The following is a 16,112-nucleotide window of genomic DNA, read 5'->3' on the forward strand; positions in this document are numbered from 1 at the left end:
ACCGCTATAAAAATGGCGTTTACGTGCCGCCCACGGCTCCGGGGTAACTTTATGGATGAACGCAAATGACGCTTGAGCATTTGGTGGCGAATTATGGCAGCTTCGGCTTGTTCGTGGGGGCTAGCTTGGAGGGCGAGGGCATCGCGATGCTGGGCGGCATCATGTCTCATCAGCACTTGATCGGCGTTTGGCCCGCTATCATCGCCCTGGCATTGGGTTCTTTCGTGGCGGATCAAGTGTTCTTCCTGCTTGGGCATGGCGGGCGCAATAGCGCTATCGTTCGCTCGGTTCAGGGTAGCGCAGCGGGTGGGCGTGTAGTGACCACGTTCAACGCCCACCCGGACGTTTTCGCGTTCTCCTTGCGCTTCCTTTACGGTCTACGCATGGCCGGTGCGGTGACGATTGGCACGACCGATTATCCATGGCCACGATTTATCCTGCTCAATGCTATTTCAGCGTTGCTCTGGGCGATGGCCTGGGTCACGCTCGGTTATATGTTTGGTCAGGCCCTTGCGCCACTGTTTGAGCGATTAAGCGGCCTTTCCCATTTTGTGTGGGCGGGTGTTGCCGTTGCCCTTTGCATCGCGGTAGTGGCCGTGATGGCTTCCAGGCGGAGACGAGCTCAGCGCTTAACGACGCGCGATTGAGCTCGATGCCTCCGCCAGAAACGGTATTACCCTTACGTTTATGCTTAAGCACGCGCTAGGCCGGTGAGCAACACTAGAGTCAGCGCTGCCATTCCACCGGTATAGGCGATCAGCGGCCATGTCGCTGAAGTCTTACAGCGCGCCACGCAAGGCACAGCCTGTAATTCCCCAGCGCGTTGCGAAACGTTCGGCAAAGCGCGCCGTGACAATCATAACCAGGGCCACCGTCGCAAAGGCAATGCCTAGAAGGCTATTCCCGCTAATAGGGAGGCTCAGCGTGCTTGCCGTCTGCTGGACTTTGCTAACCCTCACCTGCATGCACGTTTCTACGATATCTTGATGAGATTCTTTTATTTGCTTTGGGATAACCCATGAACATCGACCTCTACCAAGTAGATGCCTTTGCCTCAAAACCCTTTGAAGGCAACCCGGCAGCCGTGTGCCCGCTGGAGGCGTGGTTGGATGATGCGCTGCTGCAGGCCATTGCAGCGGAGAATAACCTTTCCGAAACCGCGTTTTTCGTACCCACGGAAGCGGGCTATCACCTGCGCTGGTTTACGCCTTCGGTGGAGGTGGATCTGTGCGGCCACGCCACCTTAGCGGCGGCCTGGGTGGTGTTCCATGCCTTGGGCGTGGTGGCCGAGGCGGTGGCCTTTGAAACCAGAAGCGGTGTACTGACCGTTCGCCGTGAAGGCGATGTGCTGGCGATGGATTTCCCCGCAAAAACGCTCGCACCGCTAAACATGCATGCAGAGGTAGCCGCTGCCCTGGGCGGTATCGAGATTGAGGAGCTGTTGATCTCGGATGACATTGTGGTGGTAGTTGAAGAGGCGAGTGTGATTGATCGCCTTGCACCGGATATGCAGCGGCTTAAACAGCTGCCAGGGCGTGGTGTAGCCGTTACTGCGAAAGGCGATGATGTGGATGTTGTCTCTCGCTGGTTTGGCCCTAAGGTCGGCGTGGAAGAAGACCCGGTGACCGGCTCGGCGCATACGTCGCTCGCACCTTACTGGGCAGCGCGTTTAGGTAAGCAAGCACTGACTGCCCGCCAGGGTGGGGCGCGCCAAGGTGCGCTGAGCTGCGTTGTAGAAGGCGAGCGCGTGATGATTAAAGGCCGCGTTGCGCCTTATCTAATGGGGCAAATCACGCTGCCTGAAAATTCCGTCCTAGCGTAGTGCTCCTCACTCCATAGCGCGCTCCCTCGAAGGCCACTCTTCGAAGAGACGCAGTGAGGGTAGGTCATGAAGGGAGCGAAACGACACTGCCCTTGGCGTAAAAGAGTCCGCCCGCCCCAGCCACCGTGTGCTTTACTGTCTGCAATGCTTATTCACGGAGGAAGCACCCATGGCCATTGGCGGTTTAATCGGATTACTGGACGACGTTGCCGCATTGGCGAAGTTGACCGCAGCATCACTGGACGATGTGAGCGCCGCCGCTGGGCGTGCGACGGCGAAGGCGGCCGGATGATGCGGCGGTGACGCCGCAATATTTGCACGGGGTAGTGGCAGAGCGTGAGCTGGCGGTTGTGAAGCAGATCGCGCTGGGTTCTATCCGCAACAAGCTGATTTTTATCCTACCGGCGGCGCTGCTGCTGAATCATTTTCTGCCCGGGCTACTGCCGATCATCCTGATGATAGGCGGCACCTACTTGGCTTTTGAGGGCGCGGAGAAGGTGTGGCATAAGCTCTCTGGCCAGCATGACGATGAAAAGCCCGCAGTCGAAAAAGGGCCGGAAGCCGAGAAGAAGATCGTGAGTGGTGCCATCCGCACCGACCTGATTCTCTCTGCTGAAATTATGGTGATTGCGCTGGCGACGGTGTCTCATCAGGGGTTCTGGTCACAGCTAGCCAGCTTGGTCGTGGTCGCGTTTGTGATCACTGTTTTGGTGTATGGCGTGGTGGCGCTGCTGGTCAGGATGGACGATGTTGGCCTACAGCTTGCCCAGCGAGACCATTCGGGCGTACAAGCCCTGGGCCGTGGCTTGGTTACGGCCATGCCCAAGGTACTGGCGACCATCTCGGTGGTGGGCACCATCGCCATGCTGTGGGTAGGTGGGCATATCTTGATGGTAAATTTGGGAGCCGAGGGAACGGGCTGGTTCAACGCGCCCTATGAGTGGGTGCATCATATTGAGCTAGGCATTCGCGATGCCACCGGCGCCTTGGGAGGTACGCTGGGCTGGAGCTTCAATACGCTGTGCTCGGCGGTGATTGGCTTTTTGGTGGGCTCGGTGGTGGTGGGGGTGTTGCGTTTCGTTCCTGCCAAGCGGTAGTAATTTTTACTGTATAAATGGCCAGTATTTGTGCTAAGGTTTACTTAACCACCTGAGGGCGGGCGCGCTGGAGTCTCTTTTAATATGCAAAGGTGACCACTGCTGGATTGAGTGCTGCTTGCTTTGGAGTGCAAGGCGCTTTATGTAAACCTGGGAGGCAACACTCATGAATGACCAGCAAATACAGATATTCACCAGCGAAGATGGCCAAGCCCACCTTGAGGTGACGCTGGAGCAAGAGACCGTTTGGCTGAGTTTAGATCAGATGACTAATCTATACGGTCGGGATAAGTCTGTGATATCTCGCCATATTCGCAACATCTTTCTTGAAGGTGAGCTTGAAAGGGAGCCAGTTGTTGCAAAAAATGCAACAACTGCCGCTGACGGTAAGATCTATCAGGTTGAGTACTACAACTTAGATGTGATTATTTCAGTTGGCTACCGCGTGAAATCTCAGCGTGGTGTGCAATTTCGTAAGTGGGCAACTCAAGTATTAAAAGACTACTTGGTGCAAGGCTATACCCTCAACCAGCGCCGTCTAACCGAGCGTGGCATAGAGTTTGAGCAGGCGGTGAATCTGCTCAGCCGAACCCTGACCAATCAAGGCTTGGTTTCAACAGAAGGCGAAGCGGTTGCTCGTGTGATTAGCGATTACGCTCGTTCTTGGAGCCTGCTGCAAGGCTACGACGAGCAACAATTGACCGAGCTAAACATCAAACAGCCCGGTATGCATTCACTTGAGTTGGAAGAAGCCTTGAAAGCTATTGGCGAGTTAAAACAGACCTTAATCGCTAAAGGCGAAGCAACCGAACTGTTTGGGCAGGTGCGGGGTGATGGTTTGACCTCAGCTCTTGCCACCATTGAGCAAGGCTTTGGCGACGAACTGTTTTACCCCAATGTGGCCACCCGAGCGGCGCACCTGCTTTACTTTGTGATCAAGAATCACCCTCTGGCCGATGGAAATAAGCGCTGTGGGTCGTTTCTGTTTCTATGGTACTTGCGTCGCAACGCAGCTTTGCTAGCTCGGCCCGTTGAGCAACTGATCAACGATAATACGCTTGTCGCATTAGCGCTGTTAGTGGCTGAAAGTCTACCCGATCAGAAAACGTTGATGATTCGGCTGATTGAGCATTTCATACTGCTGAAAGAAGAATGAAGCTATTGATACTGGGCTGCTAAGGTCGCGCGTATCGGTTATCGCGTACCATGGTGGCACACTCACTGCCGAGGCCCCTTGCCATGACACGCGTCGCTCTCTTCGTGGATACCCAGAACGTCTATTACACCGTGCGCGAGGCCTACGGCAAACACTTCGATTATCGCCGTTTCTGGGCCAAGGCAACGGCCAACCGGGAGGTGGTGGCCGCCCGCTGCTATGCCATTGATAAGGGCGACGCCAAGCAGCGTGAGTTTCAGAATATCCTTCGCTCGATTGGTTTTGATGTCCGGCTCAAGCCCTTCATTCAGCGCGCAGATGGCTCCGCCAAGGGCGACTGGGACGTGGGCATCACCCTCGATGCCATCGAATACGCCGAGAAAGCGGATGTGGTAGTGCTGGTCTCCGGCGATGGCGACTTCGATCTTCTAGCCCAGAAAATTCGCGAGGTGCACGGCAAACGCGTCGAGGTGTACGGCGTGCCCCAGCTCACCGCTGCCTCGCTTATCAACGCCGCGAGCGAGTTTATCCCCATCGAGCATGATCTGCTGCTGGGGTGAATGAGCAGCGAAAGGAGGTTTGAGCCGAATATAGAGGCTATTCGGCTCAGGATGTGAGTCGAATAGATCCTCTCCATCACTGATTTTGAAAGCGTACTGTTTGGTAAGGGATGTCCGCTACAGTATGCTCATACGAAGCCGTATGTCAGCGAAAAGGTCAGTCGTAAGAGTCGTTATGATGTTTCTGGTAGCGAAAGCGAGTACCAGCCGGGTTCAGAAAATAAGGTGTTGGAGAATCTTGCTCGCATTACTGACCCGGCAGATATGAACGTTGCAGAAACGGAGCTGCTTGAGGCTCTTTATATTCAGGTTTTTGACTCTTTTCCTGAAATGATAGATTTCCAGAAGGTTTGCCAATGGCACAGAGCTTGGCTAGGTAATGTATACCGTTGGGCGGGTCAGTATAGAACCGTAGATATGTCCAAACCGAACATGAGATTTGCATCACCGATGCAGATCCATCGGTTGATAACAGCGTTCGATTCTCAGTATCTCACGCTTGCTGCTAGATGTGATGGCCACCAAGGCGGGGGCTCAGCCACTGGATTACAGCTTGTGGAATGAACATAAAGAGTACTATTTCAAGGAGATTCAGGCTGGGCGAGACGGTGACTATCAGTTTGTTGAACGTTTGATTCGCGATGTATTGGATATGCAGTAAGAGCGCGTGAATTAACTCATAGAGCCAAGGTTAATTTAGTGAAAAGACGCGGACGTGACTTGAGGCGGTTCTCAATAACTTCTGCACGTTCGCCTGTCTCGATAGCACTTGAGCTAGCCACTGCACGTAAAATACGCTCGCGAGAAACGATGACCTTACCTGTGTGGGTTTTACGAACCATTACCACGCTCCTAGCGTTGATCAATATGCTTTATTGTAGCAGCTAGCAAGCACCACATCATGCCGACCAGTCACTATAAGCAGTCCTTTAACCCCCGCTTAGAGCAGCGGGGGCTTTGCCCATTAAGCCTCTTCGATGCCATCCACCAAGAAGACGCGGTAATCAGCGCCCTGGAAGCGGTGCTTGCGGGCTTCTTGGTAGGCGGGGCTTTGGTACCAGGCGCGGGCGGCGGCCATGTCGGGGAAGCGCAGAATCACAGCGCCTTCCATCGCGCTGCCTTCTAGCACTTCAAAATCGCCGTAAAACGCTAGCGGCTGCGGGTCGTGGCCTTCGCGGGCGGCTTTGGCTTTTTCGCTGTAACGCTGCATCTCATCGTTGTCGTGGGTGTGTTCACGGGTCAGAACGATATAAGCGGGCATTCCTTTCTCCTAGCGCAATATGAAAAGTCGCTAAAGCATACCACCGTCAAAAAGCACTGCCATATGAAGCGTGACTATGGGGTTAATTGGCGTTAGTAGAGTCGTCCGCTTCTATAACGATCTCTGCTTCGGCCAAGTGTTCAAGCTGTCGGTTCTCTAGCGCGGCGAGGGCGATGTGGTAGCAATCGTCAATATGGCTGTTGCCCATGTATTTCATGGCGGTAAAGCTGATCCCGCCTGCCACGGCGCTGCCAATAAGGGGCACAAACTTGGTGGTGCCCTTGGCGGCGACCTTTACCCCCATCTTGCCAAGTAGGGTCATAATCACGTTTCGGGTGATGTATTTGCCTGCCAGTTTGCTGCCGGTGTTGGAAATGGCGGTCATCACAAACAGCTTGTTCTCGGTGTCCAGGCTTTCGATCTGCTCCGGTGTTAGCCCGAACTTGCTGTTAATTTTGGGGATGATGCGCATCAGAATGGCGACATCTGAGCCAATATCCAGTCCTGGCACAGGGATAATCGCGGTGCCCGCCGAAAAGCCGGCGCTTTTGGTCACCATCGTTTGGCACGACTTTCTAATCGCGTCGAGTTCTTCCTTTGTCTCAATCATGCGCTGCTCCTTTTGACGATTAACGACTGAATATCATTACCTTAGTGGATATGGGCGGCCCCCACACGTTGTCTTGCCACTGGTGGGCTGGTGCTCGTATAGCGTTTGAATGATACGGCAGTCGGCGGCTTTACCACCCCTGCACTGGTGCACCACCTGGCGCAGCTCGTCCGCTAATGCCTGCAGTTTGGCAATGCGCGTCTCTAGGTGGGCTAAATGGCGGCTGGCGATATCGTCGGCGGCGCTGCAGTCGGTGTCGGGGTGGTCAGAAAGCGTTAGCAGCTCTTGAATGCTGTGCAGGTCTAACCCCAGGTTGCGACCGTGGCGAATAAAGCTGATGCGCTCTAGCGCCGCTTGATCATACCGGCGGTAGCCCTGCTCTCCGCGCCGAGGAGGCGGCAGCAGGCCGAGCTTTTCATAATGGCGAATACTCTCCGGCGAACAGCCAGTGCGGGTGGCCACTTCTCCGATGCGATAGGCGTGTGTCATTGCTTGACCCTGTAACGATGACAGGGTTTAGGCTAGTCCTTATTCCCACCGTGGACAAGCAGGTGACGAGATGACGCTGATAAACGAACTGCTTCAAATAGCGCTAACGGCGGCCCCGTGGCTGCTGTTGGGGCTAGTGATTGCCGGGCTGATTAAGGCGTGGTTGCCAGAGCGCTTGCTGCAGCGTTGGATGGGCGGGCGTGGTTTGGGCAGCATCGTGCGGGCGGCGGTGATTGGCATGCCGCTGCCGCTGTGCTCCTGCGGGGCGATTCCTACCGCGATTGCGCTGCACCGGGGCGGCGCAGGACGTGGGCCGACCACCTCGTTTTTGATTAGTACGCCTGGTGTAGGCGTGGACTCGATTCTGCTCACCAGTGTGCTGCTTGGCCCGCTGATGGCGGTGGTGCGCGTTGTTGGCGCGTTGGTGACGGCCATCGTGACGGGCTTACTGGTGGGCTTTACCCGCGAAGCAGAGGCGGTTGCACCTGTCGCTAAGAGCGGCTGCTGTTCGTCGCATGGCTGCCACGATCACCACGCCGAAACCGGCGAACCTGGCGGCCTAAAAGCGGGGCTGCGCTATGCGTTTAGCGATCTGCTGGATGATATCAGCGCGTGGATGTTTGCCGGGCTGCTGCTGGCGGGCGTGCTGGTCACGGTGGTGCCGCCGGATACGCTGGCGCAATTTTCAGGCGGGGTTGGGGCGCTACTGCTGATGGCGGTGGTGGGTATTCCGCTCTACATCTGTGCGGCTGCCGCCACGCCTGTGGCCGCGGGGCTACTATTAGCCGGTATCTCTCCAGGAATGGCGCTGGTGTTCTTGCTAGCGGGGCCGATTACCAGTCTTGCCACACTCGCCATTTTGCGCCGCGAGCTAGGTAATGCGGCGCTGGCCGTGTACCTCGCCAGCGTGCTGGTCGTCACCGTGCTGGTGGGCTGGCTGTTTGATGTGGCCGTTGGCGTGGCCGGTTGGAACCCGGTGGAGCAGGCCAGCCAGGTGCAAGAGTTACTGCCTCTCTGGTTAGAGTGGCTGGCTTTGGCAGCGCTGGCGCTGGTAGCTATTAGGCCGCTGCGCCGCCGTTTACTGGGGTTTTAACCTTAGCTGGGGTTGTAATCTTGGGGTTTTAAAACGAGTTTAGCGGGTGTCTTTATAAATGCGCCCGCCTTTCATAATCATCCGCAGGTTTTGCTCTGGGTCGTGCAGAAAATCGAGATTGCGGCTGGGGTCGCCATCTACCAGTAATAGGTCTGCCCAGGCGCCGGGTTCGATCTTGCCTAATGTGCCGGGGTAGGGGGTGCGCGGGCCCGAGAGTGCCAGCAGCTCGCCATTGCGGCCGGTGGCCATGGCCAACACGGTGAGCGGGTCGTAGAAGCGGGTGAGTTTGGCGAGCTGGCGCAGCTGGTTGGGCGTGTTTTGCGGGTTAAACAGAATGTCAGTGCCCCAGGCAGTTTTAATATCAAAGCGCTGAGCGAGTTCATAGGCGCGCACCGTGCCTTCTGCCACTTGCCGCTGTGATTCCCGGCGGGCGGCGTCGGGGTAAACGTTGGAGTCTTCGTCCTGTAAAAACGGCTGCAGGCTCCACCATGCGCCTTCGCCTGCCATCATGCGGGCGGCTTCTTCATCGGCCAGTTGGCCGTGCTCAATGGATTTGACGCCTGCCCGTAGCGCCCGCTGTATACCTCTCGGGGTGTACACATGCACCATCACATAGGTGCCCCAGTCGTTGGCAGCGTCTACCGCCGCCCGCAGTTCGCGCTCGGTAAACTGGGTGCTGTCGAGTGGGTCGTACAGCGAAGCCACGCCGCCACCGGCCATTAGTTTGATTTGCGAAGCTCCTAACATGAGCTGCTCACGGGTGCGTCGCAGTACTTCATCCTCCCCATCGGCAATCGCGGCTACCCCTTGGCGCTCCTGCTCGCTGAGCGGTGTGTTCGTGCCCCGTGGGATCTCGTGGCGCATGCGGAAATCGCCGTGCCCTGAGGTTTGGGAAATCATCGCCCCGGCGGGAAAGATACGCGGGCCATCCACAATGCCTTCGTTAATGGCGCGTTGCAGCGCAAACGAAGGCCCGCCCACATCACGTACTGACGTTACGCCCCGCATCAGCGTGCGCTTAGCTTCTTGAGCCGCCACCAGATGAATGTAGCCCACATCAGCCGTCATGGCGGTGGTTTGGGTAATGGCCGCCAGCGTGGTGTGCCAGTGAGCATCAATGAGTCCCGGCATCAGTAGCCTGCCGCCACAATCGAAGACTTCCGCCCCTTCGGCGGCGGCATCGGCGGGGAGAATGGAGTGAATCCGGCCCTCTTCAATACGTACTGAAACACCACTTTGCACCTCACTGCCACTGCCATCAAACAGCTGCAGGTTGGTTAGCAGCAGCGGGCCGTTGGCTTGACGCGGCTGCGCACTCACCACCGAGGGCACGCTAAGCCCGGCAAACATCGCCATCACCGCAGCGGTGCCGCCCAGCACTTGGCGGCGCGTGAGGTCGGCCATAACCCGCTCATGAAATTGCTGCAGCATGGGGGAGCCACAGCAGCATGCGCCGGGCCCATGAGAAGCGTGCCCATGAGGCAGAGGAGCGTGTAGATACGGGGCGTGGAATGTCTTGGCGGCGGGCATAAAACGGTCTCTCATCTGCTAAGGGCGATCATACTTAATAAACTATAGTGAGTGCCGGTAAGCAAGAAAGCTGTATGTTTACATCGTGATCATCACCCATGAGAAAACAGTGGAGAGCTAGTTTAGGCAGAAGGCCTAGGGCGTATGGTAGGGAGTATGGCAGGGCTTATGATTAGTCTGGGTCGCTGGTGTATTGTCGCGGCAGCCGCTCTGCCAGAAAATCCATAAACAGCCGGGTACGCTGGGAAAGTGTGGATTGGCGGTAGTAAACCGCGTTAATCGGCTGCGTGACGAGTTCGGTGTGGTCAGGCAGTACTTCTACTAGCGTGCCGCTTTGCCGGGGGGCGCGGGTCATAAAATCGGCCAGGCAGACGATTCCTTCCCCTTTGAGTGCGAGTTCTAGCAGCGTACTCCCGCTGGATGCGGCGAGGGTGGGCGCGATATGTAAGTGCTTACCATCGGCGCAGGTCAGCGGCCAGTGGTTTAAGTGATCAAGCTGGCTAAAGCCTAGCAGGCTGTGGCGGGCAAGCTCTTCTACCTGCTGGGGCGTGCCGTGGCGGGCTAAGTAGGCGGGGCTGGCCAGCACCCGCAGTGCGCTATGGCCAAGAGGGCGGGCGTGTAGCGAGGAGTCCTCCAAGGCGCCAATGCGAATGGCCAGATCTACCCGCTGTTCCAGCAAATCCACAAAGCGGTCATGGGTATCCAGCTCTAGGGTAATGCCAGGGTAGCGGGCGCGAAATTCGCTAATGACCGGCACAATGACATATTGCATAAAGCTTGGCGCGGCGTTAACCCGCAGCCTGCCTTTGGGCTGGTCGTGGCGGTCGAGCAGAGCCTCTTCCGCCTCTTCCACGGCGGCGAGGATGCGTCGGCAGTGGCTAAGAAAGGTGTCTCCTTCTTCGGTGAGTTCCAAACGGCGAGTCGTGCGGCGCAGCAGCGTCGTGCCGAGCTTCTGCTCCAGGCGGTTTAGCGCGCGGCTGACGCCTGACACGGTAATGCCCAACCGTTCGGCAGCCGCGGTAATTGAGCCGCAATCCACCACGGTGACAAACGCTTGCTGCTCTTCCAGAGTGCTTTTCATTGTTGGTTTGAGGAGCCTTAATAAAAGATTAATTGTTGATTTTAGCGCAAAAGTCTCTTGCTAGATGTTTGGTTTTTCTTTGCTGCTCTGCACTGCACAATGCTCGCCACTTAATGCCCTGCCTACCCTTGGTACGCGGGGCAACAACGATACTCGGTGAGGTTTAAGTAATGAAAATACTGTTAATCAATGGCGGTAAAGCCTTTGCCCACTCTGGCGGTGAGCTCAACAATACCCTGCATGCCGTGGCGGTGGATACGCTGAAAGAGTTGGGCCATGAAGTGCGCGAAACGGTCATCGAGCAGGGCTATGAGGTCGCCGCCGAAGTGCAAAATTTCCTTTGGGCAGACAGCATTGTGTACCAAATGCCCGGCTGGTGGATGGGCACCCCCTGGACCGTAAAGCGCTACATTGATGAAGTCTTCACTGAAGGCCATGGCGCTCTGTACGCCAGCGATGGACGCACTCGTCAAGACCCGACACAACAGTACGGTAGCGGCGGCCTGCTGCAAGGCCGCCACTACATGCTGTCGCTGACCTGGAACGCGCCGATTGAAGCGTTCGACGAGCCGGGTAACTTCTTTGAAGGCCGTGGGGTGGATGGCGTGTACTTCCCGTTCCACAAGTCTCAGGAGTTTATTGGTCTTGCGGCTCAGCCGACCTTTATTGCCAATGACGTAATGAAGGTACCGAATGTAGAGCGTGATAAAGCCGCTTACCGCACTCACCTGCAACGCGTATTTGGTTGATGCTGCCGAGGTGAGTGCGTAATTTATTGCATAGCATCAGGCTGACGATGATGTGTGTTGAGTCACACTGTTAGCGGCTCAGCCGATAGCGAAGTTTCGGTAAAGTACGTGCAATCGGTGGAAGCCGAGTGGCCATGATCAGCGCTGCGGCCGTTGCATAAATGGCCCACTCGCTCATATCTGCGCGCACTACCCAAAAAAAGTGCATTAATACCAATCCCAGTATGACATACGAGCATTTATGCAGCGGCTTCCAACGTTTGCCAAGGCGTTTCATGGCCCAGCGGTTTGAAGTCGCTCCCAGTACGGCGAGCCCGATCAGCGCGATCATTCCGACGATGATATAAGGTCGCTTGACCAGTTCACTGCCTAACAGCGCCCAGTTCAGCCCTAAGATAAATAAGGCGTAGCTAAGCAGATGTAAAACAGCGTAAGCGAGTGTCCATAGCCCAAGCTGGCGGCGTATTAGGGCAAAACCTTTCCAGCGGGTGAGCTTTGTTAGCGGGGTTAAGCTCAAGGTCAGCAGCAGCAGCCACAGTGCCCCGATACCAAGGTTCAGCAGCAAGTAACGGCCAGGCTCTGGGCCGGCAGCGTTATTAGCCACTTGCCAGCTCCAGAAGATAAGCGGCCCAAGCGCCGCTAAAAATACACCGATCCGCCACGTTAGCCAGATGCGCTGTGCAGGCATTAGTAATTCGTCCTCAAGTCTAACCCCGCGTACATGTCGGCCACTTCATCGGCGTAGCCATTGAACATCAATGTGTCGATAGTATTGGTGCTAAACAGGCTATTAGGTAAGCGACGCTCGGTCGCTTGGCTCCAGCGGGGGTGGTCAACGTCAGGGTTTACGTTGGCATAGAAGCCGTATTCATTGGGTGCAATCAGCTGCCAGGAGTTGACGGGCTGCTCTTCCACCAATGAGATTCGCACAATCGATTTAATGCTCTTGAAACCGTATTTCCATGGCACCACTAGGCGCAAAGGTGCACCGTTTTGGTTGGGCAATTCGCGGCCATACATGCCCAGGGCCAGAAGGGTGAGTGGATTCATGGCTTCATCCATGCGCAGCCCTTCCACATAGGGCCAGTCGATCAGCGAAAATGAAGAGCGCTGCCCAGGCATCTGGTCAGGGTCGACCAGCGTTTCAAAACGTACGTACTTGGCTTTGCTAGTGGGTTCGGCGCGTTTGATCACGTCGGCGAGGGAAATACCTAGCCATGGTATGACCATCGACCACGCTTCTACGCAGCGCAGGCGGTAAATGCGCTCTTCAAACTGAGAAGGCTTAGCGAAGTCTTCCAAAGCGATGCGTCCGCCGTTATTAACTTCCCCATCAACAACAACGCTCCAGGGTTCGGTTTGTAGGCTGCCTGCGCGGCGAGCTGGGTCGTTTTTGCCCGTGCCAAATTCGTAAAAATTGTTATAGCCGCTGGCATCATCGAAAGGGGCTATTTTGTCTTTTTCGGGGTTGCTAGGAGTTACCGCGCGCCACTGAGTATCGCTGATTTTGTCCTTTAACCAGGCAGGCCCTTCGCCGGCAGGGACATCTGAGTAATCCGCATTGGCCTGTGCCTGGCTAGAAAGTGCCAGCCCTGCACCTAGACCCACCATGCCGCCCATAAAGCGCCGCCTAGAGAGGTAGATAGATTCGGGTGTGATATCGGATTCTCGTAGGTCGCTTGGTTTAGCAATTTTTATAAGCATAGGGGGCCTCATAAGTAAGGAAATGATGAGTTGTTCGGTGGGATCGCCAAAATTCGATGGTTATTGGTGCGCAAAGTTCGTCAAAACTTACACGGCATTACCACTATTATGATCTTTTGTAAGACATCGGCACTGATTTCGTGGACTCGCCGCATGAACCAGTGAGAAGTCACGTCGACTACATCACGTCAATATTGCCCACTAGGCTTATGATTAGTACCTGACTCCGTGCTTCGTTAGTGCCCATTTCACAAGGAACTGTTGTGACCACAAACCGCCGTGAACTCGTCTCGCTGATTGAGCGAGGCGTTATCTCACCTGATCAAGTAGCCAAGGCCGTGAGCGTGGCGGGCCTGCATCCTACGCCCCGCGCCTGGGCGGCACAGCTGGATAGGCTGCTGCTGTGGCTAGGCGGCTTGGCACTGGCTTTTGCTGTGCTGTTTTTCGTGGCGTACCACTGGGTGGCGATGGGCCACTGGTTGCGCTTTGGCTTGGTGCAGGCGGTGTTGTTGGTAGCGGTGGGCGTAGCGGTTTGGCGGCCTGCGAATGTTTGGGTTAGCCGGGTATCGCTCACGGCTGCCTTTGTGCTGTTGGGCGTTCTGCTGGCGCTGGTGGGGCAGGTGTACCAAACCGGCGCAGACCCGTGGCAGCTCTTTTCTGCCTGGGCCGTCTTGGGGCTGCCGTGGGTATGGGCGGCGCGTTTTAGCCCGCTTTGGCTGGTATGGTTAGGCGTGGGGAATCTGGCGATATGGCTTCACGCTAGCGTATGGGGCTGGGGAGTGAATGGCCGCTTCCTCGCTGGGGAGTCGGGCTTATGGGGGCTTTGGGTAGCCAACGTGGCGGCGCAAGCGGTGTGGGAGTGGGGCGCACAACGGCGAGCGTGGCCAGGGCGCTGGGCAATACGCGTGCTGGCGCTGGGCAGTGGCCTACCGATCACACTGCTCATGATGAGCTGGGTGGCTGGGTTCACCTTTGGCGTCACGCCAAGCGCGTTGCTTTACCCCGTTTGGTTGGCTGCGCTGTATGGCGTTTACCGGTGGTGGCGGTTGGATCTGTTTATGCTGGCGGGTGGCTGCGTATCGGTTATCGCCGTGCTGACGCTCTGCATGGCTCGTTTGGTGATGTGGGAGGGGCAAGGCGAAGTAGGCGGACTGCTGATCGTTGCCGGGACGGTATTTGCGCTAGGAGCGGCAGCCGTGGCGTGGCTAAAATGCCTACACCGTGAGGCTAACCAATGAGCCAACAATATTCACCGTTGAAGCAAGCACTCGCGCAAGCGGGAGTGGCCCTGAATGAGCGTGCCACTGCCACGCATGCTATGCCCTGGTTCGTGCGCGGCGTTCAAGCGCTTTCCGGCTGGCTGGCCGCGCTGTTTTTGTTGGGGTTTATCGCCACCGGCGTGGTGTGGGTGCTGGAAAGCCCGCTCGCGGCACTACTGGTCGGCGGATTAATGGTACTAGGCGCGTATGCGCTGCTGCGACGTTCACCCGATAGCGATGTCATGGAACATATGGCGCTGGCGTTTAGCTTGGCGGGGCAGCTGTTGATCGCGTGGCCGCTAGCGGATGCGCTTAGCTTTTCTGTGGACTTGGGCTGGGCACTGGTGATCATGCAAATGGCCTTAGCATGGGGGATGCCAAGCCGCCTTCACCGTTTTGTGGCCGTGGTGTTGGCGTGCCTTGCCTTGGAGTTTTCGCTTGCCGCCAGCGGGTTTACGCAGGTGGCTAGTGGCTTTGCGGTATTAGCGCTGGTGGGGCTGTGGTTGAACGAGTTTCGCTGGCCAGAGCGCCTGAGTGATATGCATGCCTGGGGCGTGGGCCTGTTAGTGGGCGTGCTAATGCTGCAAGGCTTTGCACATGCGGGGCAGGCGCTGTGGCTAGGCCACTTTGTTGAAATTGATGCGATTTCCCCGATGCTCAGCCGCAGCATCAGTACGGCGTTGGCAGGCGTGGCGCTGTTATGGGTGGCATACACGGCTCTGAGCCGCCACTCGCCTTCAAGCAGTGTGATGTGGGCGGCGTATGGCGCTGCCTTGCTGGTGGCGGTGCTCGCTTATTTTGCGCCTGGGCTGAGTAGCGGCATCGCGGTGCTGCTGCTGGGCGTTGCGATTAGCCATCGGGTGTTAATGGCCAGTGGCATACTTCTGCTGCTGGCGGCGGTCAGCGCCTATTACTACTGGTTAGATATCTCGCTACTGCATAAGGCAGCGCTGCTGTATGTGCTGGGCAGCCTGCTGTTAGCGCTGCGTTGGGGGTTGCAACGCTGGCGCTTAGCGACAACAAAAGGAGGTGAACACCATGGCCGCTAGCGTTAGGCGTTTTCGATGGGTGGTGATGCTGGCCACGCTGGCGGTGTTGGTCGTGGTCAACAACGCCATTTGGCAGAAGGAGCGACATATCGAGGAAGGGGAAGTGGTTTACCTGGAACTGGCCCCGGTCGACCCCCGCTCCCTAATGCAGGGCGACTATATGGCGCTCAACTTTGCCCTGGCGAACCGCCTGCAAAGCGAGCTATATCAGCGCGCTGAAAATCTCCCAACCTCTATGAACGGTGACGTGGTCGTCCGTGTTGATAGCGCTCGAGTTGCTCACTTCCAGCGAATAGACGATGGCACACCGCTAGACGCGGATGAGCGGCGCTTAAAGTTTCGCCTGCGCCATGGGCAGGCGCGCTTTGCCACCAACGCCTTCTTCTTTCAGGAGGGCCACGCTGAGCGCTATGAGAAGGCCCATTACGGCGAGTTTCGCGTCGATAAAGAGGGCGAGCTGTTGCTCACCGCGCTGTATGACGAAGCGTTTAACCGCTTAGGCAATTTGGAAAACTGAGTGAAAAACTAAGCTGTTATTTCTTGCCTCCTCCATACGCCAACAAGCGCTAGAGCCGCTATTGCTTGCCGGATAAGGTAACGTGGTCTGTACTTTGACCAACCATCGACACGGATAGCCCACTGATTTAAGTGG

The 16,112-nt window shown here is 56.6% G+C and carries 18 protein-coding genes and 1 pseudogene; 11 read left to right on the top strand and 8 right to left on the bottom strand.

The window, feature by feature from the left end; translation table 11 throughout:
* Window positions 1–65: 65 nt before the first annotated feature.
* The 6 genes and pseudogenes from R0J87_RS06735 (at window position 66) to R0J87_RS06760 (ending at window position 5,296) form a co-directional block, all read left to right on the top strand.
* Window positions 66–647, top strand: coding sequence for a DedA family protein (locus R0J87_RS06735; RefSeq protein WP_498885155.1), 582 nt, complete (start codon window positions 66–68; stop codon window positions 645–647).
* Between the two features lie 371 nt (window positions 648–1,018).
* A complete protein-coding gene (locus R0J87_RS06740; RefSeq protein WP_498885157.1) occupies window positions 1,019–1,822 on the top strand; it encodes a PhzF family phenazine biosynthesis protein in 804 nt (267 codons plus the stop codon).
* Window positions 1,823–1,991: 169 nt separating this feature from the next.
* A pseudogene (locus tag R0J87_RS06745) lies at window positions 1,992–2,919 on the top strand (DUF808 domain-containing protein).
* 166 nt (window positions 2,920–3,085) lie between these two features.
* A complete protein-coding gene (locus R0J87_RS06750) occupies window positions 3,086–4,075 on the top strand; it encodes a virulence RhuM family protein/type II toxin-antitoxin system death-on-curing family toxin (protein WP_498885159.1) in 990 nt (329 codons plus the stop codon).
* Between the two features lie 83 nt (window positions 4,076–4,158).
* Window positions 4,159–4,635 carry an NYN domain-containing protein gene (locus R0J87_RS06755; RefSeq protein WP_498885161.1) on the top strand — a complete coding sequence of 159 codons (477 nt, stop codon included), beginning with the start codon at window positions 4,159–4,161 and terminating at the stop codon, window positions 4,633–4,635.
* Between the two features lie 511 nt (window positions 4,636–5,146).
* Window positions 5,147–5,296 (top strand): hypothetical protein, encoded by a 150-nt coding sequence (locus tag R0J87_RS06760; protein ID WP_498885162.1) that lies wholly within the window; start codon window positions 5,147–5,149, stop codon window positions 5,294–5,296.
* Window positions 5,297–5,312: 16 nt separating this feature from the next.
* Here R0J87_RS06760 and R0J87_RS06765 read toward each other — a convergent pair whose 3' ends face one another.
* The 4 genes from R0J87_RS06765 to R0J87_RS06780 form a co-directional block, all read right to left on the bottom strand.
* Window positions 5,313–5,477: a hypothetical protein gene (locus R0J87_RS06765; RefSeq protein WP_498885164.1), complete on the bottom strand. Its 165-nt coding sequence runs from the start codon at window positions 5,475–5,477 to the stop codon at window positions 5,313–5,315.
* A gap of 122 nt (window positions 5,478–5,599) precedes the next feature.
* Window positions 5,600–5,896 (bottom strand): DUF1330 domain-containing protein, encoded by a 297-nt coding sequence (locus tag R0J87_RS06770; protein ID WP_404465346.1) that lies wholly within the window; start codon window positions 5,894–5,896, stop codon window positions 5,600–5,602.
* Between the two features lie 82 nt (window positions 5,897–5,978).
* Complete coding sequence (locus tag R0J87_RS06775; RefSeq protein WP_498885167.1) at window positions 5,979–6,506, bottom strand: hypothetical protein; 528 nt, start codon at window positions 6,504–6,506, stop codon at window positions 5,979–5,981.
* Window positions 6,507–6,542: 36 nt separating this feature from the next.
* Entirely contained in the window at window positions 6,543–6,995 is a 453-nt protein-coding gene (locus tag R0J87_RS06780; RefSeq protein ID WP_498885169.1) for a MerR family transcriptional regulator, read from the bottom strand.
* Between the two features lie 70 nt (window positions 6,996–7,065).
* Here R0J87_RS06780 and R0J87_RS06785 point away from each other — a divergent pair, with 70 nt between their 5' ends.
* Window positions 7,066–8,088, top strand: a complete 1,023-nt coding sequence (locus R0J87_RS06785) for an SO_0444 family Cu/Zn efflux transporter (protein WP_498885170.1) — start codon at window positions 7,066–7,068, stop codon at window positions 8,086–8,088.
* A 39-nt stretch (window positions 8,089–8,127) separates the two neighbouring features.
* Here the strand turns inward: R0J87_RS06785 and R0J87_RS06790 are convergent, their stop codons facing one another.
* Window positions 8,128–9,492: a metal-dependent hydrolase family protein gene (locus tag R0J87_RS06790; RefSeq protein ID WP_498885171.1), complete on the bottom strand. Its 1,365-nt coding sequence runs from the start codon at window positions 9,490–9,492 to the stop codon at window positions 8,128–8,130.
* A gap of 298 nt (window positions 9,493–9,790) precedes the next feature.
* Window positions 9,791–10,699 (bottom strand): LysR substrate-binding domain-containing protein, encoded by a 909-nt coding sequence (locus tag R0J87_RS06795; protein ID WP_498885173.1) that lies wholly within the window; start codon window positions 10,697–10,699, stop codon window positions 9,791–9,793.
* A gap of 170 nt (window positions 10,700–10,869) precedes the next feature.
* On the opposite strand from R0J87_RS06795, the gene R0J87_RS06800 reads away from it, so the two are divergent.
* Window positions 10,870–11,448, top strand: coding sequence for an NAD(P)H-dependent oxidoreductase (locus tag R0J87_RS06800; RefSeq protein WP_498885175.1), 579 nt, complete (start codon window positions 10,870–10,872; stop codon window positions 11,446–11,448).
* A gap of 70 nt (window positions 11,449–11,518) precedes the next feature.
* Here R0J87_RS06800 and msrQ read toward each other — a convergent pair whose 3' ends face one another.
* Both msrQ and msrP read right to left on the bottom strand, forming a co-directional pair.
* Window positions 11,519–12,136 (bottom strand): protein-methionine-sulfoxide reductase heme-binding subunit MsrQ, encoded by a 618-nt coding sequence (gene msrQ / locus R0J87_RS06805; RefSeq protein ID WP_498885176.1) that lies wholly within the window; start codon window positions 12,134–12,136, stop codon window positions 11,519–11,521.
* Entirely contained in the window at window positions 12,136–13,152 is a 1,017-nt protein-coding gene (msrP, locus tag R0J87_RS06810) for a protein-methionine-sulfoxide reductase catalytic subunit MsrP (RefSeq protein ID WP_498885178.1), read from the bottom strand. The genes msrQ and msrP overlap by 1 nt, the downstream gene beginning before the upstream one ends.
* Window positions 13,153–13,415: 263 nt before the next feature.
* On the opposite strand from msrP, the gene R0J87_RS06815 reads away from it, so the two are divergent.
* From R0J87_RS06815 to R0J87_RS06825, 3 genes are read left to right on the top strand one after another with little or no spacing between them, the layout of a single operon-like run.
* Window positions 13,416–14,390 (top strand): DUF2157 domain-containing protein, encoded by a 975-nt coding sequence (locus tag R0J87_RS06815; protein ID WP_498885179.1) that lies wholly within the window; start codon window positions 13,416–13,418, stop codon window positions 14,388–14,390.
* Window positions 14,387–15,460, top strand: coding sequence for a DUF4401 domain-containing protein (locus tag R0J87_RS06820; RefSeq protein WP_498885180.1), 1,074 nt, complete (start codon window positions 14,387–14,389; stop codon window positions 15,458–15,460). The genes R0J87_RS06815 and R0J87_RS06820 overlap by 4 nt, the downstream gene beginning before the upstream one ends.
* The gene (locus R0J87_RS06825) at window positions 15,450–15,977 is read left to right on the top strand and encodes a GDYXXLXY domain-containing protein (RefSeq protein WP_498885181.1); all 528 of its coding nucleotides are present in this window, start codon (window positions 15,450–15,452) and stop codon (window positions 15,975–15,977) included. Before R0J87_RS06820 ends, R0J87_RS06825 begins: the two co-directional genes overlap by 11 nt.
* The last annotated feature ends 135 nt before the right edge of the window (window positions 15,978–16,112 follow it).

It is taken from the genome of Halomonas sp. SIMBA_159 (assembly GCF_046536035.1).
GTDB classification, from domain to species: Bacteria; Pseudomonadota; Gammaproteobacteria; order Pseudomonadales; family Halomonadaceae; genus Vreelandella; species Vreelandella venusta_A.